Origin of the sequence: Polymorphobacter sp. (genome assembly GCF_048007885.1) — a bacterium.
GTDB lineage: Bacteria > Pseudomonadota > Alphaproteobacteria > Sphingomonadales > Sphingomonadaceae > Sandarakinorhabdus.
In genome coordinates this window covers 526,903-545,887 of the sequence record NZ_CP180346.1, presented here as the reverse complement: position 1 = coordinate 545,887, position 18,985 = coordinate 526,903, and the positions used below count along the sequence as shown (strand labels likewise).

Annotated in this window: 16 protein-coding genes and 1 tRNA gene; 11 read left to right on the top strand and 6 right to left on the bottom strand. The window is 68.8% G+C overall.

Features of this window, described 5'->3' with window-relative positions:
* The first annotated feature begins 224 nt into the window (after positions 1 to 224).
* The 10 genes from ACMVO5_RS02710 to ACMVO5_RS02665 all read left to right on the top strand — a co-directional run bounded on the left by ACMVO5_RS02710 (position 225) and on the right by ACMVO5_RS02665 (position 14,723).
* Positions 225 to 719 (top strand): DUF4402 domain-containing protein, encoded by a 495-nt coding sequence (locus tag ACMVO5_RS02710; protein WP_416908547.1) that lies wholly within the window; start codon positions 225 to 227, stop codon positions 717 to 719.
* A gap of 123 nt (positions 720 to 842) precedes the next feature.
* Positions 843 to 1,679, top strand: a complete 837-nt coding sequence (locus ACMVO5_RS02705) for a molecular chaperone (protein WP_416908546.1) — start codon at positions 843 to 845, stop codon at positions 1,677 to 1,679.
* A gap of 16 nt (positions 1,680 to 1,695) precedes the next feature.
* The gene (locus ACMVO5_RS02700) at positions 1,696 to 4,383 is read left to right on the top strand and encodes a hypothetical protein (RefSeq protein ID WP_416908545.1); all 2,688 of its coding nucleotides are present in this window, start codon (positions 1,696 to 1,698) and stop codon (positions 4,381 to 4,383) included.
* 66 nt (positions 4,384 to 4,449) lie between these two features.
* On the top strand, positions 4,450 to 5,652 hold the full coding sequence (locus ACMVO5_RS02695; protein ID WP_416908544.1) for an HlyD family efflux transporter periplasmic adaptor subunit: 1,203 nt from the start codon (positions 4,450 to 4,452) through the stop codon (positions 5,650 to 5,652).
* Positions 5,652 to 7,769 carry a glycosyltransferase gene (locus tag ACMVO5_RS02690; RefSeq protein WP_416908543.1) on the top strand — a complete coding sequence of 706 codons (2,118 nt, stop codon included), beginning with the start codon at positions 5,652 to 5,654 and terminating at the stop codon, positions 7,767 to 7,769. Before ACMVO5_RS02695 ends, ACMVO5_RS02690 begins: the two co-directional genes overlap by 1 nt.
* A 64-nt stretch (positions 7,770 to 7,833) precedes the next feature.
* Positions 7,834 to 9,219: an amidohydrolase family protein gene (locus tag ACMVO5_RS02685; RefSeq protein ID WP_416908542.1), complete on the top strand. Its 1,386-nt coding sequence runs from the start codon at positions 7,834 to 7,836 to the stop codon at positions 9,217 to 9,219.
* Between the two features lie 78 nt (positions 9,220 to 9,297).
* Complete coding sequence (locus ACMVO5_RS02680) at positions 9,298 to 11,187, top strand: gamma-glutamyltransferase family protein (RefSeq protein ID WP_416908541.1); 1,890 nt, start codon at positions 9,298 to 9,300, stop codon at positions 11,185 to 11,187.
* Positions 11,188 to 11,215: 28 nt separating this feature from the next.
* Positions 11,216 to 13,114 carry a PQQ-binding-like beta-propeller repeat protein gene (locus tag ACMVO5_RS02675; protein ID WP_416908540.1) on the top strand — a complete coding sequence of 633 codons (1,899 nt, stop codon included), beginning with the start codon at positions 11,216 to 11,218 and terminating at the stop codon, positions 13,112 to 13,114.
* Positions 13,115 to 13,131: 17 nt separating this feature from the next.
* Positions 13,132 to 14,427: a PQQ-dependent sugar dehydrogenase gene (locus ACMVO5_RS02670; RefSeq protein WP_416908539.1), complete on the top strand. Its 1,296-nt coding sequence runs from the start codon at positions 13,132 to 13,134 to the stop codon at positions 14,425 to 14,427.
* A gap of 8 nt (positions 14,428 to 14,435) precedes the next feature.
* Positions 14,436 to 14,723 carry a hypothetical protein gene (locus ACMVO5_RS02665; protein ID WP_416908538.1) on the top strand — a complete coding sequence of 96 codons (288 nt, stop codon included), beginning with the start codon at positions 14,436 to 14,438 and terminating at the stop codon, positions 14,721 to 14,723.
* A gap of 124 nt (positions 14,724 to 14,847) precedes the next feature.
* Here the strand turns inward: ACMVO5_RS02665 and ACMVO5_RS02660 are convergent.
* The 3 genes from ACMVO5_RS02660 to ACMVO5_RS02650 form a co-directional block, all read right to left on the bottom strand.
* Positions 14,848 to 14,924 (bottom strand) — tRNA-Arg (locus ACMVO5_RS02660).
* Between the two features lie 12 nt (positions 14,925 to 14,936).
* Complete coding sequence (locus ACMVO5_RS02655; RefSeq protein ID WP_416908537.1) at positions 14,937 to 15,218, bottom strand: NADH dehydrogenase ubiquinone Fe-S protein 4; 282 nt, start codon at positions 15,216 to 15,218, stop codon at positions 14,937 to 14,939.
* Between the two features lie 7 nt (positions 15,219 to 15,225).
* Positions 15,226 to 16,194 carry a polyprenyl synthetase family protein gene (locus ACMVO5_RS02650; protein WP_416909283.1) on the bottom strand — a complete coding sequence of 323 codons (969 nt, stop codon included), beginning with the start codon at positions 16,192 to 16,194 and terminating at the stop codon, positions 15,226 to 15,228.
* Between the two features lie 146 nt (positions 16,195 to 16,340).
* On the opposite strand from ACMVO5_RS02650, the gene ACMVO5_RS02645 reads away from it, so the two are divergent.
* On the top strand, positions 16,341 to 16,625 hold the full coding sequence (locus ACMVO5_RS02645; protein ID WP_416908536.1) for a chorismate mutase: 285 nt from the start codon (positions 16,341 to 16,343) through the stop codon (positions 16,623 to 16,625).
* Here the strand turns inward: ACMVO5_RS02645 and ACMVO5_RS02640 are convergent.
* The 3 genes from ACMVO5_RS02640 to ACMVO5_RS02630 all read right to left on the bottom strand — a co-directional run bounded on the left by ACMVO5_RS02640 (position 16,622) and on the right by ACMVO5_RS02630 (position 18,971).
* Positions 16,622 to 17,935, bottom strand: a complete 1,314-nt coding sequence (locus ACMVO5_RS02640) for a sensor histidine kinase (protein ID WP_416908535.1) — start codon at positions 17,933 to 17,935, stop codon at positions 16,622 to 16,624. The genes ACMVO5_RS02645 and ACMVO5_RS02640 overlap by 4 nt on opposite strands.
* A 73-nt stretch (positions 17,936 to 18,008) precedes the next feature.
* Positions 18,009 to 18,668 carry a response regulator transcription factor gene (locus ACMVO5_RS02635; RefSeq protein ID WP_416908534.1) on the bottom strand — a complete coding sequence of 220 codons (660 nt, stop codon included), beginning with the start codon at positions 18,666 to 18,668 and terminating at the stop codon, positions 18,009 to 18,011.
* Between the two features lie 9 nt (positions 18,669 to 18,677).
* Entirely contained in the window at positions 18,678 to 18,971 is a 294-nt protein-coding gene (locus ACMVO5_RS02630; protein WP_416908533.1) for a PepSY domain-containing protein, read from the bottom strand.
* Positions 18,972 to 18,985: the final 14 nt, after the last annotated feature.

Here is an 18,985-nt window from a genome sequence, read left to right as displayed (position 1 = left end):
GCGCGCACAAGCCAGCCATCCGCACAAGGGCATCTATACTTTCGTATAGTCGTCGCCCCCCCTTTGCGCCAGCACCACCCCGCCGGGATAGCCCCTGCCATCCCTCGGTGCCCGCGATCATCCCATCGCGCGCAAGACAGCAGCGCATAAACGAAACATTAACGCGGTCAGCCACCGGGCCTCTTCCGATGGTGTTCAACCCAACACGAAAAGGAAACCAGATCATGACCAACAAACTGCTCGCCGGGGCCGCGGCCCTTGTCGCTCTCGCCGCCGCCGGGGCCGCCCAGGCCGCCATCGCCGAAGCCGGCGCCGGCGCCAAGATCGTCGCTCCGCTGGAAATCACCCGCACCGCCGATCTCTATTTCGGCACCATCGCGCCGTCGACCACGGTCGCCGACAAGGTCTCTGTCGATGCCGATGGCAGCCGCAACTGCGGCCCGGCGCTGACCTGCCTGACCAGCGACCACACCGCCGCCGCCTTTGCCGTGACCGGTGAAGCGGACGCTTTCTACACCATCTCGCTGCCCAAGAGCATCAGCCTCGTCAACGCCAATGGCACGACGATGAACGTCGATGACTTCGCGGGCTCCCAGGCCGATGGCCAGCTGCGCAAGGGCGAAGACAGCTTCACCGTCGGCGGCACGCTCGAAGTGGCGGCACGCCAGGAAGCCGGCCAGTACAAGGGCAGCTTCACCGTCGCGGTCGAATATCAGTAATCCCGCTCCCGGCAGGGGGGGTGCCCGGCGGCGGTCATTGCGCACCGCCGCCGGTCACCCGCACCTGCAACCAGCCCCCTTTCCTGCTTCGCAGACCACCCCCTGCCCCTGAGGTCTGACATCATGAACGCCTTTCGTTGCACCGCCGCCCTGCTGGCGGTGGCCCTCGCCGCCATGCCAGCCGCCGCCGAACTGCTCGTCGCCCCGACCCGGGTCGTGCTCACCCCCGATGCCCGCTCGGCCGAACTGGTTCTGGTCAACAAGGGCAGCGAAGCCGCTGCCTTCCGCCTGGCCATCGAAAATCGCCGCATGCGCATCGATGGCGGCCTCGAAGCCGCGCCCGACCCGCGGCCCGGCGAACAATTTGCAGCCGACAAGCTGCGCTTCTCCCCGCGACAGCTGGTGCTTGAACCGGGCGCCCGACAGGTCGTGCGGATCATGGCAACCGGCGCCGACGGCCTTGGCGCCGCCAGCCTCGCACCCGGCGAATATCGCAGCCATCTGCGGCTCATGTCCGCGCCCATCAGCGCTGGCCGCAGCCTCGATGATGCCGCCCGGCCCGCTGACAACAGCCTCTCGATCGAACTGATCGCCATCCGCTCGATCACCATTCCGGTCATCCTGCGCGTCGGCAAGCTCGACTCCCAGGTCACCGTCGACACAGCCGCCCTTTCCGGACCCGGCGGTGACCAGCTGGTGGTCAGGCTCAGCCGCCAGGGCAGCCGCTCGACCTATGGCGACATCGCTCTTACCGTCGAAGGCGAGACGGACCCGGCCTGGCTGGTCCGCGGCGTCGCCGTCTACACACCCAATACCGAGCGCGACGTGATCCTGCCCCTGCCCGCCGAGATCAAGGCACGCCTCACCGGCAGGACCGTACGCGTCACCTATATCTCCACCGACAGCGCCGAGCCGGCCCTGCTGGGCACCTTGCTCGCCAGCCTCAGCGCCACACTCTGAGCTGTCAGAAGCGATCATGCGCCGCCGCCTGCCTGCCGGCGGGCGGTGGATGGCCCTGCTCGCGCTCACCGTGCTGGCCGCCGCCTGCCCCGCCCGCGCGATCCCCCCATCGGCGCCCGAGCCACCGGCCCCACCGCCCGCCACCGACCCGGCCTCGCCAGAGACGCTGTTCGACACGCTGTTCGGCGTCGATCCCGCCGCCGAGCGTGGCAGCCGTCCGGGCGCCACCGACGGCCTCGCCTTGCCCAGCCTGTTCGCCGGCCGACAGCAGATCGCCGATGCCCTGCCCTTCCATGAGGCGGTCGCCAACAGGACCGGCGGTTGCGTGGCGCTCGCGCCCCTGCTCGATGCCCTCGAACTTGCCCATTCACCCTCGAATGATGCCGAAGGTGCAGGCCTGTCCATCATGCTTCCCGCCCCGCAGCGCACCGTCATCATTCCAGACGCAGCGCTCCAGCCAGCCCCCGGCGGCGCCTGCCTGCCGCTTGAAGACCTGCCCCGCTACCTGCCGCTCAGCCTCACCCACGACCGGGTCAGCCAGCAGCTGATCCTCGCAGCCCAGGCCCCGTTGCCGGTGCTGATGCGTCTCGAGCGCGCCGAACGGCAAGCCCGGCTGCATCCGGAGGCCGCGCGCCCGGTCTTCGCCCTTCAGCCAGCCCCCTCGGCACTGGCCCGGCTATGGAGCGCTGATCTCGCGCTTGACATGGTGGCCAGCGGCGACAGCCGTGATGTCGCTGCTGCCGCCGTGGCCAGCGGCGAGCTGCTTGGCCTCGCCGGCCGCGCCAGCCTGCGCCTCGCCGGTCGCGGCGCCGTCGCCGCGGGCCTCACCCTGACCCAGGCCCGTGATACACCCGATCTCCTCGGCCCGCTGGGCGCGCGCACCATCGCCTTTGGTGATATCGGCGTCCCGGCCCAGCCGCTGATCGCCGATGTCCTGTCCGGGCGCGGGCTGGTTATCGCCTCAAGGCCAGCCTGGCGCGCCGATCTGGTCGACGAGATCGACCTCTTCGGCCCCTTGCCGCCCGGTTGGGAGGCCGAGCTCTGGCACGAAGACCGTCTGGTTGATGTCACCCGCGCAGCCGATGCCGCCGGCAACTGGCGCTTCGCCAGCCTGCCTGTTCGGATCGGTGAAAACCGCTGGATCGTGCGCCTCTACGGCCCTTATGGCGAGACCCGCGAGCAGGTCTTCTCGCGCCTTGTCGGCACCGAGATGAACGCCGAGAACGAAGTCGATTACAGCTTCGGCATGATCGACGGCGGCACGCCGCTTTTCGGCGCCGCGCCCAACCAGACGCCCAGCGGCGCCGCCGGCTTCGCCACGCTGGGCTGGGGCGTCGCCCCCAGCCTGACCGCGCGACTGGATCTGCGCGCGCCGCTGGCCGGCACACCTGCGCTGTCGATGGGCCTGCGCGGCGCCCATGCCGAGACGCTCTGGGCAGCAACGCTGGCGCGCGACAGCCAGGGCGGCATCGGCGCGGCACTGCGAATGGCCCGGCGCATCGGCGCAAACGACCTGCAGCTCGACCTTGCCCGCCATGGGCGGGACAATGGCCCGGCGCAACCGCCGCTGGTCCGCGAATTCGCCGATCTCATGGCCCTTGGTGGCCAGGGCCGGCTGGCGCTCGGCCGTCACAGCCTGCCGTGGCAAATGCGCCTGCAATCCGCCACCCGGCGCAGCGGTGGCCAGCAGCAGACACTCGCCGCCCGCCTGGCGCTGCCGCTTGCCAGCTGGCAGGCCAGCGCCGCGCTTGGCGTCACCCGCCAATCGGCCAACACCCCCCGCACGGCGGCCGATCCTGCACAAGCCGTCTGGCAAGGCAACGCCATTCTCGGGGTGAGCGGCGGCTGGGGCCGGTGGCGGCTGCGTGGCGGCCTTGATGCCATCAACGACCGCGGCTGGCGCCTCGGCGGCACCACGCTCAGCGCGGCGCGCACCAGCGCCCAGGGTGCCATCAATCTCGATCTCGGATGGCAGGCCAATGCCCGCCGGCTGAGCGGCGGCATCTCGGTCAATCATCGGCTCGGGCCGCTGGGCCTGTCGGCCGGCATCGCCAACGGCCAGGACGGCTGGCGGTTCGGCCTCGGCCTGGTCGTCGGGCTGTGGCAAAATCAGGGGCGCTGGCACGCTGCGCCTGCCGGCCTCACGCAAAGCGGTGCGGTTCTTGCCGACATGTTCATCGATGAAGATGGCGACGGCGCGCGCGGTCCGGACGAAGCCGGCCTCGGCGGGGGCCGGGTCATTGTCGGCAGTGCCCTGCGCAGCGAAGCCAGCGACGCCTCGGGCCAGATGCTCCTGCGCGCGCTGCCCGCCGGCCGGGCCGTCGACATCGAAACCCAGCTCGCCTCACTGCCCGACTTCGCCCTGCGCCCGGCGCACGCCGGCGACCGTGTCGCCCTGCGCCCGGGCGAAATCCGCCGGCTGCCCATCCCGGTTGGCCCAACCGGGAGCATCGAGGCACGCATCCTGCTGGCTGCCGCGCAGAATGACACGCCACTGTCCGGGGTCCCCGCGCTGCTCCTCGATGCCGAGGGCCGCGAAGTCGCCCGCAGCGTCAGCGATTTCGAAGGCTATGTGCTGTTCGAGGGCCTTGCCTTCGGCCCCTACACAGTGAGCGCCGGCAGCCGCGCGGCGCCCCCGGTCACCCTGTCACGCGCCGCACCCGACACGCAGCTCAGGCTCCGCCTCGCACCCGGCGCCCCTTGAGCCACAAGGCCACGCAAATCCCGCCCCAAAAGGCCGTTATCCCCTCCAACAGGCCGGAGGGACACAGTGGCAGGCAGACTCGAGACCATCGCGCGCTCAAAGCGGCTGCGCCTCGCGCTGGCCGTCAGCCTTGCGGCCACGGGCCTCTGGGCGTTCATGCCCTATATGGCCAATGAAGTCGGCGGGGAGGCCTGGGTCAATGCCCCGCTCACCCGGATCAGCTCGCCCATCAGCGGCGAAGTGACCACCGCCCTGCCCGCCCCCGGCGCGCATCTCGCCCGGCCGCGCCGCGCCGTGCTGGTCAAGGCCCGCGCGCTCGCCACCGACGGGCTCGGCGCGCTCCTCGATCAAAAGGCCGCGCTCGAAGCCGGCCTGGCATTGGCCGAACAGCAGCTCGCCGAAATCGCGGCCGCCGACCAGCGGCTGCAAAGCCGCGCCGGCCGCTTTGAAACCGCCTCGGTCGCCCGGCTGCAAGCCACCGCCGACGCCGCCCAGGCCGATCTCGAGGCCTGCCGCGCCGAAGCCCGCGAAGCCCGGCAGCAACTCGACCGCATCGAGACGCTCGCCGCCCAGCGCTTCGCCACCAACACGGTGCGGGACCGCGCCCGCGGCGCCGCCGCCGCAACCGCGGCGCGCTGCACCGCGCTCGAAGCCCGGCTCGCAGCGAACACGCAGGAAATGCAGGCCGCCCGCGCCGGGCTTTATCTGGGCAATGCCGGGCAGGACTTCCCCTATGCCGAGCAGCAGCGCGACCGGTTGATGCTGCGCCGGCAGGAGGTGGAGACCAGCGCCACCACGGCGCGCGCCCATCTGGCCGAACTCACCCGCCGGGTCGCCGCCGAGCAGGCGCGATTGAAGGCAGCGGCCGCCTATGAAGCGCTGCTGCCGGCCGACCGCATCGTCTGGCGCACCCTCGTCTCGCCCGGCCAGAGCGTCAGCAGCGGCGACACCCTGCTTGAGCTCGCCGACTGCGCCCACCGCTTCGTCGAAGTCACCCTGCCCGAGCGGCGCATGGAGGCGATGCAGCCCGGCAGCCCGGCGCGCGTCCGGCTGATCGGCAGCGATGAATGGCTCGAGGGCCGGATCATGGGCGTCACCGGCGCCGCCGCGCGCCGCGACGCCGCACTCGTCGCCGCCGATGATGCCAACCGCGATGCCCTGGCGCTCACCGTCGCCATCGCCATCCCCGCCACCGCGCAGGGCAGCGCCGCGCGCCGCTGCGACATCGGCCGGCTGGCCGAGGTCCGCTTTTCCCGCTGGCAGGGCTGATGCCGGCCATCCAGCTGGCCTCGCCCTGGCTGGTGTTCGCACCGCTGCTGCTGGTCACGGCCGCGCTCATCGGCCTGCCCCTTCTCGACCGCACGCGCCCGCGAAACCGCCTGCTCATCGCCGCCGGCGTCGGCGCCGTCGCGCTGGTCTATGGCTGGTGGCGGCTCACCATCACCGTCCCCTGGTCCGCCCCATGGCCGGCCCTCGCCTTCGCCCTGCTGGTCCTCGCCGTCGAGCTTCTCGGCCATTTCGATTCCGCCATCCTCTATGCCGCCCTCGTCCGCCGCACCGATCGCACCCCCGAGGCCGATGCCCATGAAGCCCGGCTGCGCGCCCTGCCCCCGTCCGCCCTGCCCGCCGTCGATGTCGTTATCGCCACCTACAATGAGCCGCTCGCCGTGCTCGAAAAGACCATCATCGGCGCGCTGGCCCTTGATTGGCCCGATGTCCGCGTCTGGGTTGCCGATGATGGCCGCCGCGCCTGGCTGCATGACTGGTGCCGCGCCAAGGGTGCGGGCTACATCATTCGCCCCGACAATGCCCATGCCAAAGCGGGTAACATCAACCATGCGCTGGAAAAGACCGAGGCCCCCTTCATGGCCGTGCTCGATGCCGATTTCGTGCCGCAGCGAAACTGGCTGATCCGCACCATGGGCTTTTTCGAGGCGCCGAACGTCGGCATCGTGCAAGTGCCGCACAGCTTCTACAACCACGACCCGCTGCAACAGAATTTGGCGCTGCGCGACGCCGTGCCCGATGACCAGCGCTTCTTCTTCGAAGCGATCATGCCCGGCCGTGATGGCTGGGACGCCGCCTTCTGCTGCGGCTCAAACGGCATCATCCGCCGCGAAGCCATGACCGCGGTGGGCGGCAAGCTGCCCGGCGGCTCGATCACCGAAGACATGCTGCTCACCCTCGTCATGCTCAGAAAATGCTATGTCACCCGCTATCTGAGCGAGCCGCTGGCCTATGGCCTGGCGCCCGAAAGCATGACCGCCTTCTTCGTCCAGCGCGCCCGCTGGGCGCAGGGCGGCATCCAGCTGCTATTTCTCAAGGAAGGCCCGCTGGGCCCGGGCCTGCGCCTGCGCGAGCGGCTGTTCTTCATGCCCACCGCCTGGGCCAGCCAGGCGCTGATGCTGCTCCTCGCGCTCGTCTCGCCGCTGGTGTTCCTGTTCCTCGACGTGCCGCCGCTGGTCGGCGTCACGGCCGAAAGCGCCATCTTCTTCCTCCTGCCCATGGTGGTGGCGCAGGTCGGCGGCATCGTCCTGCTCGGGCAGGGCCGCTACTACCCCATCGCCTCGCTCGTGCTCGGCACCTTCCAGAGCTTCAAGCTGCTCCCCGTCATCCTCAAGACGCTGTGGCAACCGCATGGCCATGCCTTCAAGGTCACCCCCAAGGGCAGCGACGCCGGCGGCGGCGGCATGGAGCGCGGCATCTTCCTCGCCTGCACAGCGCTCATGCTCGCCACCATGGCCGGCCTCACCATCAACGCCCTGCCCGACTGGCGCATCGTTGCCCAGGGCGCGCTGGTGCCGATGGTCGCCTTCTGGGGCGCACTCAATGTGCTGGTGCTGTTCCTCGCCGCCATGCTCTGCATCGGCCGCCCCAGCCCGCGCGCCGAAGAGCGTTTCGCCATCGATGAACCCGTCGCCGTCTGGCGCCGCGACGCCAGCCCGCAAAGCGGCGCGCTGCTCTATTGGGCGCGGGGGCTCGACCTGTCGCTCTCGGGCATCGGCGTCGCTGCCGTCGGCGATGCCGAAAGCCTGCGCGCGGGCGAGGCCGTCCGCGTCCGCATCGCCGGCGTCGGCACGCTCGAAGGCCAGGTCGCCCGCCGCGCCCGCGGTCTCGTCGGCATCGCCTTTTCCACAACAGACAGCGCCGTGCGTGATCGGCTGATCGTCCGCCTGTTCACCAGCGGCGCCAATGTCGCGCGCCTCCAGCCCTCGGTCTGGCAGGTCACATGGTCGCTGCTCTCGCGCATCTGGAAGGCCGACATGCACACCCCCGTGCGCCCGCCCGTCCCCGCCCCGGCCGAGCCGCCACCCGACAAGCTCCCCGCCCAAAGCCTCGCTCTGCCGCCCGGCCGCCCGGCCGCCCTCAGCGCCCGCTCAGGCTGACAGGTGACAGCGCCGTCCGCCGGGCTATAAGATCATGACAGGGGAATGAAAAAGGGGACAGGCGATGCGCGAGACAACCACCATGGCCGCACGGCTGACAGCGCTGCTGCTGCTTGCCCTCGCCCTGTTCGCGCCTGCCGCTCAGGCCCAGCCCGCCAAAGTCACCGCGCTCACCGGCGGCATGCTCATCAGCGGCCTCAGCGTGCCGCCCCTCCACCATGCCACCGTCCTCATCCAGGGCGAGCGCATCATCGCCGCCGGCCCGGCCAGCGAAATCCCCATCCCCGCCGGCGCCACCATCATCGACACCAGCGGCCAGACCATGATGCCCGGCCTCATCGATGCCCATGCCCATCTGTTCATGGTCGGCTACGGCGATGAAGCCGCCTGGTTCGAATGGCTGCGGACCGACGGCAAGAAATACTCGATCGAAAAGATCATGGAGCTGTCCGCCTATCAGATGCTGATGTCCGGCATCACCTCGGCCATCGATCTCGGCGGCACGCCGATCGAGAGTGTCAGCCTGCGCAAGCGCATCAACGCCGGCGAGGTCCCCGGCCCGCGCCTGCAGGTCTCCGGCCCGCTCGTCACCCGCCGCGCCTTCGCCGGCTTCCCGGCCGAAGCTTCGGCCGTCATCACCAGCCCGAAAGAGGGCGCGGAGACCGTGGACCGCCTGTTCAAAATGGGCGTCGATGTCATCAAGGCCCATGCCGGGCTGACGCGCGAAGACTATTTCGCCATCGTCAAGGCCGCGCACGCCAACAAGATCAAGGTCCACGCCCATCTCTATGCCGAGCAGGACGTGCGCAACGCCTTTGATGCCGGCGTCGATGTCTTCCAGCACATGGGCTCCGGCGGCGGCCCCACCTATGATCCCGAACTGGTCCGCGCCATCGCCGGCACCAACCGCCCCGTCGTCCTCACCGCCGCCCACCGCAGCTATGTCTATCCCGAGACCGTCGCGTTCCCCGGCCGCCTCGAAGACCCCGTCCTCAAGAGCCTGTTTCCCGCCGACATCTGGGACGCCATGCAAAAGTCCTTCGAACATTGGCCCTCCGACAGCTATTTCGCCAGCATCACCCGTCAGGCCCGCTTCCGCAGCCCGCTGGTCAAGCAGTGGATCGAATTGAATGCCATGATGGGCGTCGGCACCGACAGCGGCACGCCGATGAACTTCAACACCGACGGCCTGATCCGCGAAATGAAGGCGCTGGTCGACGAAGGCCTGCCGGTGCTCGAAGTCATCGCCGACACGACCCGCGTCAACGCCCGCATCATGGACAACCCCCAGACCGGCGCCATCGAGCCCGGCAAGCTCGCCGACATCATCGTCGTCCCCGGCGACCCGGTCTATCACCGGCTGAGCAACCTGATGTTCGTCAACACCGTCATCAAGAACGGCGTCATCTACAAGCAGGACGGCAAACCCCTGATTGCGATGCCGCAATAAGGCCCATCTGCTGACGCCTGAGCATCAGGACCCCTCCAGCGCCGCATCCAGAGCCATTCTTTTTCGGGGATCACCAACATGACCAGCGACTCCACACCGGACGACGCGACCAGCAGCCGGGGCCTTGATCGACGGCAAATCCTGCTCGGCGGGCTTTCGGGCGCCGCCGTCTCGCTCGCCGCCGCCCAGTCGGCAAGTGCTCAACTGGCCGGGGTCACCGAAGCCGGCGTCGGCCGGCAGGCCCCCGACGCCCCGCAATCCGCCCCCGATGCCGTCGCCCAGCACCGGGTCGAAGTCGCAGGCCCCAACGGCGTCGTCGCCGCCGGCCATCCGCTCGCCTCCATGGCCGGCGTGCGCATGCTGATGCAGGGCGGCACCGCCGCCGATGCCGCGGTGGCAGCCATGGCGGTCCTCAATGTCGTCGAGCCATGGGCCTCGGGGGCCGCCGGCAACGGGCTTGCCACCGTGCTCGAAGGCAAGACCGGCAAGATCACCGCCCTCGCCTTCACCGGCGCCGCACCGCGCCTTGTCGAGCCAAGCGCCACTCCCGCCGATCTCACCGCCGGCCCGAAGGCCGTCGTCACCCCCGGCGCATTCGGCGGCTGGATCGAGCTGGCGCGCCGCTATGGCCGGCTGCCACTGGCCACCCTTCTCGAGCCCGCCATCGGCTATGCCCGCGATGGTCATCCGCTCGATCCCTCGATCGCCGCCGCCATCATCCGCCAGCAAGCCCGGCTGACAAGATATCCGACCACAGCAGCGATCTACTTTCCCGGCGGGCGCCCCCCCGCGCCGCGCGCGATGTTCAAGAATCTGCCATTGGCCCGCAGCTTTCAGGCGCTGGCCGATGCCGAAACTGCTGCGCTCAAAGGCGGCGCCAGCCGCGACCGCGCGCTGATGGCCGCCTATGACCATTTCTACACCGGCCCCATCGCGCAGGAGATGGACCGCTTCTCCCGCGCCAATGGCGGCTGGCTGCGCCTGGCCGACATGCGCGACTACAAGCCCCAATGGCGCGACCCGCTGTCCACCAGCTACCGCGGCCATGAGGTCATCTGCTCCCCGCTCACCTCGCGCACCGGGCTCGAGACCTGTGAACAGCTCAACCTGCTCGAAGGGTTCGACATCGCCGCCCTCGCGCCCGACAGCCCCCAGGCGCTGCACCTGATCGCTGAATGCATCAAGGTCACCAAGGCCGATGTCTATCGCTATGCCGCTGATCCGGCCGCCTTCCCCACGCCGGTTTCAACCCTCATTTCCAAGGCGTTCGCCGATCAGCGCCGCCGTCTCATCAATCCCGCCCGGGCCGGCGTCTTTCCCACCGGCGCCGCTATCGGCACGGCGCGCGCCGGCCCGCGCCCGCTCGATGCCACGCCGCGCGTGCCGGGCGACACCACCAACCTCTCGATCACCGACAGCGAAGGCAATGCCGTGGGGGTCACCACCACGCTGGGCGGCGGCTTCGGCGCCTGTGTGATCATGGGCGAAACCGGCATGTTCTGTAACAACGGCCTGCGCATCGGCTCGACCGCGCCCTACCCCGACCATCCCAATTTCGTTCGCGGCGGCCAGATTCCCCTGCTCGGCAATTGCCCGATCATCGTGCGCCACGAGGGCCGGTTCAAGATGGTCTTCGGCACACCCGGCGGCGAAACCATCGGCCAGACGCAGTTCCAGTATCTGATCAACGTCATCGACAGGGGCCTGCCGGTGCAGGCGGCGATCGAGGCGCCGCGGCTCGCGCTCGATGCCGAGCCGGGTTTCTACACGCCGGGCGCTGCGGTCACGGTGCAGCTCGAATCCCGTTTTCCTGCCGAAAGCCTCGCCGCCCTCCAGGCCATGGGGCACAGGGTCAAGCGCGTCGGCCCCTATGCGATCGGCAGCATCCAGGCCGTGCTGCAATCCGAGCATGGCACGAAAACCGCCGGCTCCGACCCCCGCCGCATGGGCTATGCGATCGGCTATTGAGGGTGCAGCAAGACAGGAGACAGACCTCATGCAGGCGCTGAAACGCAAAGCCATCGCGCTCGCCTTCGCGCTCTGCGCGTCCACGGCGCATGCGCAGGCCGCGCCGGACTGGGCGCATTTCGGCGGCGACATCGGCGACACCAAATATTCCGCCCTCGACCAGATCAACCCGGAGACCATCGCCCGGCTCAAGGTCGTCTGGCGCGCCCCCGCGCTCGATCCCGCCGTGCGCGCCGAAAACCCCGGCCTCGTCGCCTCCAACAATTTCCGCAACGCGCCGCTGGTCGCTGGCGGCGTCATGTATATCAGCAACCAGCTCGGACAGGTCGAAGCGCGCGATCCCGCCAGCGGCAAGGTGATCTGGCGGCAGGCCGATATCCCGGGCGAAACATCGGCGCGCCGGGCCGGGGCCAGCCGCGCGCTGGCGCTCTGGGGCGAGGGCGACGCGCGCCGCATCGTCACCGTGCGCGGCTCCTCGCTGATGCTGCTCGATGCCCGCACCGGCGCGCTCATCGAGACCTTCGGCGACAAGGGCCGCGTCGATCTGCGCGGCGTCTCCCGCACCGTCTTTTCCTGGAACGCGCCCGCGCCCATCGTCGTCAACGATGTCATCATCGTCGGCGGCCAGCCCATCGCGCTGGGCACGGGCGACATCAACAAGGCCTCGCTGCCGGGCGATGTCCGCGGCTATGATGTGCGCAGCGGCAAGCTGCTCTGGACCTTCCACACCATCCCGCGCGAAGGCGAGCCCGGCGTCGAGACATGGGAAAACGACTCCTGGCGGCAAGGCGGCAAGACCAAGGTCTGGTCGGCCTTCAGCGCCGATGAAGCGCTCGGCCTCGTCTATCTGCCACTCAGCGCCCCCTCCAACGATTATTACGGCGTCGCCCGCCCCGGCGACAATCTCTACGCCAATTCACTCGTCGCCCTCGACGTCAAGACCGGCAGGAAAGTCTGGCATTTCCAGACCGTCCACCACGACCTGTGGGATTATGACCTGCCCTCCCCGCCGATGCTGGCCGACATCAAGGTCAATGGCCAGCTGCGCAAGGCCGCCATCCAGGTCACCAAAATGGCCTATGTCTTCGCCTTCGACCGCGCCACCGGCGAACCGCTGTTCCCGGTCGTCGAAACGCCAGTCCCGGCCTCCACCATGCCCGGCGAAAAGGCCTCGCCCACCCAGCCCATCCCCGCCAAGCCCGCCCCCTTCGACCGTCAGGGCATGACCGAGGACCAGCTGATCGACTTCACCCCCGCGCTGCGCGCCGAAGCCGTGCAGATCCTCAGCCGCTATGTCCATGGCCCCATGTACACGCCGCCCTCGGTCGCCGGCGGCCCGGACGGCAAGCTCGGCACCCTCTATCTGCCCGGCTGGGTCGGCGGTGCCAACTGGACCGGCGCCGCGCTCGATCCCGAAACCGGCATCGCCTATATCCCGTCGGTCAGCGTCCCCTGGATCGGCCGGGACAATTACGTCCGCCCGCCCGAAGACAGCCTCTATATGGAAGGGCCGCAGGGCCTGCCCATGGTCAAGCCCCCCTATGGCCGGATCACCGCCATCGACATGAACAGCGGCGATCATCTCTGGATGGTCCCCAATGGCGGCGGCCCGCGGGATCATCCCGCCCTCAAGGGCCTCGACCTGCCGCCGCTCGGTCAGGCCGGCCGCGCCGCCCCGCTGCTCACCAAGTCCTTCCTGTTCATCGGCGAAGGCGACATGGTCGGCCTCAGCATCCCAAAGCTGAGCGGCGGGCCGATGTTCCGCGCCTATGACAAGCAGACCGGCGCGGTCGTCTGGGAAGCCGATCTCGGCGCCGGCACCACCTCGCCGCCCATCACCTACATGCACGGCGGCAAGCAATATATCGTCGTCGGCGTCGCCGGCGTCGATCACCCGGCCGAGCTTGTCGCCCTCGCCCTCGATTGAAACCAGCAGGATCCCCCATGCCCCGATACCCGCTTATCACCCTCGCCGCTGCCGCCCTGACGGTGCAGCCCCTCGCCGCTCAGACCACCCAGTCTGAGATCGTCACCCCGGGCGTCACCGCCCCGCTCACCCCTGCCGAAATCGCCCGCAATTATCCGCCCGACGCGCTCACCGGCGCCGCCGTCGATGGCCCCGTCACGCTCCAGAGCAAGGGCGGCATGGCGGTCCGCGTCGTCAAGCTCGCCGAAGGCCTGTCCCACCCCGATGGCCTGGTATTCCTGCCAGACGGCCGCACGATGCTCATCACCGAGCGGCCCGGCCGCCTGCGCCTCCTCCGGGACGGCGTGCTCGATCCCGCGCCCGTCGCCGGCCTGCCCGCCCTCAACAATGTCGGGCTGGGCGGCCTCCACGACATCGTCCTCCACCCCGATTTCGCCCGCAACCGCCTGCTCTACATCGCCTACACCAAAGACCGCGAGCCAGAGAAAGGCACCACGCTCGCCGTCCTTCGCGCCCGCTTCGACGGCACGGTGCTGACCGAAGTCAAGGACATCATCGTCACCGAAGCCTGGGAAAGCCCGCTCGGCACCTATGGCGGCCGGCTGATCTTCGGCCCGGACGGAATGCTCTACATCAGCGTCGGAGACCGGGACGGCACCACCCGCAACGACCAGTCCAGCGCCCGCCCGCAAGCGCAAAAGCTCGGGAGCCACATCGGCAAGATCCTGCGCGTGCGGGATGATGGCTCGGCCCCGCCCGACAATCCCTTCATCAACACGCCGGGCGCGCTGCCGGAAATCTACAGCAGCGGCCACCGCAACGTCTATGGCATCGCCTGGCACCCCAAAACGGGCGAGATGTGGGCGTCCGAATTCGGCCCCGCCGGCGGCGACGAGATCAACCGCATCCTGCCGGGCCACAATTATGGCTGGCCCTTGGTCTCGCTCGGCCGCCACTATTCCGGCAGCCCGGTCTCCGACCAGCCCTTCCACCGCGACGGCATGGACGACCCGCTCTATTTCTGGAACCCGCCGTTCAACCCGGAAAACATGCTCTTCTACACCGGCAGTCACTTCCCGCGCCTGAAGAACAGCCTGCTCGTCGCCGGCGCCAGCTCCAAGATGATCGCCCAGATGGTCATCCAGGGCGATTTTCTCCGCCAGGGTGACACCATGCTCAGCGAACTCGGCGTCCGCTTCCGCGACATCCGCCAGGGCCCGGACGGCCATCTCTACGTGCTGACCGAAGGCCGGCTGCGCGGCCCCAACGACAGCGACGGCATGCTGCTGCGCCTCGAACCGCCAACACCCTGAGCCAGCAGATGCCCCGCGTTCAACTCCTCCTGATCGCCGCCGCAACTCTCGCCGCCGCCGCTGCAGCCCAGACCCTGTCGCTCCCCGAAGCCCCCGGCAAGCAGCAGGTCGAAGCCCATTGCACCCGGTGCCACGGCGTCGAGGTCATCACCGCCCAGCCCCGTTCGCCCGATGAATGGATGGAAGTCGTCAGCATCATGGTCGGCAACGGCGTCAAGCTCACCGATCAGGAATATGACGAGGTCGTCACCTACCTCTCCAACAACCTCGCCCCCCCCGAAACCTCCGGCAACTGACCGCAACCCGACAGGTTCGCTCGAAAGCCTCTGATAGGTGGCGCGCCCGGCAGGACTCGAACCCCCCGCCTGCGCCAGCAGGCCAGCAAAAAACCCGCAGGTTCGCTCGAAAGCCTCTGATAGGTGGCGCGCCCGGCAGGACTCGAACCTGCGACCCCGAGCTTAGAAGGCACGTGCTCTATCCAGCTGAGCTACGGGCGCCAAAACCTGAGCCTATCTGAAATTGTCCGAATAGGCCTGCAATTTCAGCCGGCGCGGCCCCAGCGGAATGATCTCGACCGAAAGCCCGAGCCGGCTCGCATAGGCCAGCGCCGATTCCTTCGAGGGAAACCGCAGCTGCACCTGCGTCTCGGTCGCCCCTGATCCCGCCCAGCCGGTCAGCGGGTCGGGCCGCTGCGGCTCGTCGCGCTCCCATTCGAGCAGCCATTCCCCCATCCGCGCCTTGCCGCTCTGCATGGCGCTCTTGGGGCGTTGATAAAGGCGAGCCGGGGTCATGCCCCGCTCAATAGGCGCGCGCGATGGCGAATTCCACTGTTTCCGTCAGCGCATCGCGCGCCTGCCCGCCGGGAAAACCCGCCAGCGCATCAATCGCCCGCGCTCCATAGTGGCGCGCCCGCGCCATGGTGTCGGCCACCGCATTGCTCTTCCGCAGCAGCAGCTGCGCCTGCGCCAGATCCTCGTCACCCACCCGCTTGCCGCGCATCGCCTCGCGCCAGAAGTCGCGCTCCTTCGCGTCGCCCCGCGCATAGGCCAAAATCACCGGCAGCGTCACCTTCCCGTCGCGGAAGTCGTCGCCCACATCCTTGCCCATGGTGTCCGCGTCCGACACATAGTCGATCGCATCATCCACCAGCTGAAAGGCGATGCCCAGATTGCGGCCATAGGCCTCCAGCGCCTCTTCCACCGCCGCCCCACGCTCGGCCACCACACCGGCAATCTGACAGGCAGCGGCAAACAGCGCCGCCGTCTTGGCCGAGATGATCTCCAGATACCGGTCCTCGCTGGTCTCGACATCGCGCTGCGCCGTCAGCTGCGCCACCTCGCCCTCGGCAATCACCGCCGATGCCGAGCTCAAGATCTTCAACACCTTGAGCGAGCCATCCTCAACCATCAGCTCAAATGAGCGGCTGAACAGGAAATCCCCCACCAGCACGCTCGCGGGGTTGCCCCACAGCCGGTTGGCCGTCGCCTTGCCGCGCCGCAGCCCCGAGGCATCCACCACATCATCATGCAGCAGCGTGGCGGTGTGAATGAACTCCACGGCGGCTGCCAGCTTGTGGTGGCGCGTGCCCGCATATTCGAGCATCGCCGCGCAGCCCAGCGTCAGCATCGGCCGCAGCCGCTTGCCGCCGCCGGCAATCAGATGCCCCGCCAGCTCCGGAATCAGCGCCACCGGAGACTGCATCCGGTCGATGATCACATGATTCACCGCCGTCAGCCCCGGCCCGGTCAGCGCCATCAGGCTGGCCATCGAGGGGGTGCCGCGCGGGCGCAAGGGAAGAACGTCAGCCGTCACAGTGCCTTCAATAGCGCTGATGCGCCTTGGCGCAAGTCCGGCGCTTGCGTCCGCGCCCATCCGCCGCAAAGGTAGAGGGCAGATCAACACCGGAGCGCAGCATGGCCGACGACCTTCTTCAGCAATATCGCCAGAGCATCGACAACATCGATGCCGCGCTCATTTTCATGCTCGCCGAGCGCTTCAAGATCACCCAGGCCGTGGGCCGCCACAAGGCCAGCACCGGCCTGCCCGCCGCAGACCCCAAGCGCGAGGCCGCCCAGGTCGCCCGCCTGCGCGCGCTCGCCGTCTCGGCCAACCTCGATCCCGAGTTCAGCGAGAAATTCCTCCGCTTCATCATCGATGAAGTCATCCGCCACCATCAGGCCAGCGGCGCCAAAGGCTAACCCGCCGCAGGCAAGCGCAGCCGCACCAGAAGCCCGCCCAGATCCTCGCTCTCCTCCAGCATCACCGCGCCGCCGTAAATCTCCGCCACATCGCGCACGATCGCCAGCCCCAGCCCGGTCCCCGGCTTGTCGGTGTCAAGCCGCTCGCCGCGGGCAAACAGCTTGTCACGGTCGGCCTCGGCAATCCCGCGCCCGTCATCCTCAATCAAAATCTCCACCGTCTCGCCGCTGCGCGCCACCGTCACAAACACCCGCCCGCCGCCATGCAACGCGGCATTGTCGATCAGATTGCCGAGCATCTCCTCAAGGTCCTGCTGCTCGCCGCGAAACACCGCCGCCTTGTCGCCGGCAATGTCGATGGTCACCCCGCGTGCCGCATGAATCCGCCCCACGGTGCGCGCAATCGCCTGCAGGCTCGGCCATACCGCCGTGCGCGCCGCCGAATCGCCCCGCCGCCCCATGGCCCGGGCGCGGGCCAGCTGATGGTCGACATGGCGCCGCATGATGTTCACCTGCGCCTCCACCGTCTCGGCCAGTGGGTCGGCCCGCGCCTGCGCCTCGCCCATCAGCACGCTCATCGGCGTCTTCAGCGCATGTGCCAGGTTGCCGGCGTGGCGCTGGGCGGCCGCCGCTTGCTCCTCGCCATGCTCCAGAAGCTCGTTGATCTCGCCCACCAGCGGCGCAATCTCGTCGGGAAAATCCTCGTCCACCCGCCGTGCCTCGCCCGAGCGAATGGCCACGATCGCCCGGCTCACCCGCCCCAGCGGCGACAGCCCATAAGTCGATTGCAGCGCCGACAAGGATAGCAGCCCCAGCGCCAGCAGCCCCAGAAACCAGAACAGAAAGGCCCTGATCTGGCTCACCTGCTGGTCAAGGTCGCGCGTCGATTCGGCGACCTGAAAATAAAACACCGTCTGGGCGCCCGGCAGCCGCGCATGCCGCCCCACCACGCGCAGCGGCTCGCCCTCGAAACGCCGGCTGGCATAGCGGCACGGCTCGCGGCAATCCGGCGCGGGCGCGGGCCCCAGCAGCCGGTCCCACAGCGAGCGTGAGCGAAAGCTCTCCTGCCCCTCGGCCGTCACCTGCCAGTAAAGCCCCGAATAAGGCTCGAAAAACCGCTGGTCGCCAAGGGGCCGCAAAAACCGCACCTCGCCCTGCTCATCCAGATCGGCCGAAGACACCATGGCGGTCAGCGCAAATTCCAGCTGCCGGTCGAAATTCTCGGTAATCGCATTGACCAGCACCCGGTCAAGCACCACGCCGCCCAGCCCCAGCAGCGGCACAATCCACGCCGCCGCCAGCGCAATCATCCGGACCCGCAGCGATTTCGACAGCGAAAGTCTCCGCTCTCCGGGCCGCCGCTTTCTGGCAGGCACGCCCGCTTCAGCTGTCGTTGAGACTGTAGCCAAGACCGCGTGTCGTGCTGATCAGATCCGCACCCAGCTTCTTGCGGATGCGCGTGATGAACACCTCGATGGTGTTCGAATCCCGGTCAAAATCCTGATCATAGATATGCTCGATCAGCTCGGTTCGGCTCACCACCTTGCCCTTGTGGTGCATCAGGTAAGACAGCAGCTTGAATTCCTGCGCCGTCAGCTTCACCGGCTCGCCCTCCAGCGTCACCCGCCCCGAGCGCGCATCCAGCCGCACATCGCCCGCGCTCAGCTCCGAAGAGGCCTGCCCCGCCGCGCGCCGGATCAGCGCCCGCAGCCGCGCCACCAGCTCCTCGGTCTGAAACGGCTTGGCCAGATAATCATCGGCGCCCGCATCCAGCCCCGCCACCTTGTCGCTCCAGCGGTCGCGCGCCGTCAACACCAGCACCGGCATCGCATGGCCTTCCTTGCGCCAGCGCTCCAGCACCGTCAGCCCGTCCATCTCCGGCAGGCCCAGGTCGAGGACGACGGCGTCATAGCTCTCGGTCGAGCCGAGATAATGCCCGTCCTCACCGTCGCTCGCCGTGTCCACGGCATAGCCCGCGCCTTCCAGCGCCGCCTTCAGCTGGCGCAGCAGATTCGGCTCATCCTCGACAATCAGAACCCGCATGCCGTCTCCTCAAAAACGCTGGCTCTGCCGCCGCCGCTGCCCGGTCCGCGCATCGACATCGACATTGATCACTTCGCCGTCCGCCATGAAGCGAAACCGGTAGGTCAGCGTCGGTTCATCAAACTCGACCCCCATATAGCTGCCCCGCACCTCGCGCGATACCCGCTGCCTGATCGTCTCGAACGGCACGATCTCGCCCGCCTCCACAAGGTCGCGCACCCGCCGCTCCACGCCGCCCGCCGAAACCGGCAGCACCGGCAGCGCGAGCGCCAAAGCCATCACCATGAAAACAACCGTGCGCATCGATAACCAGAACC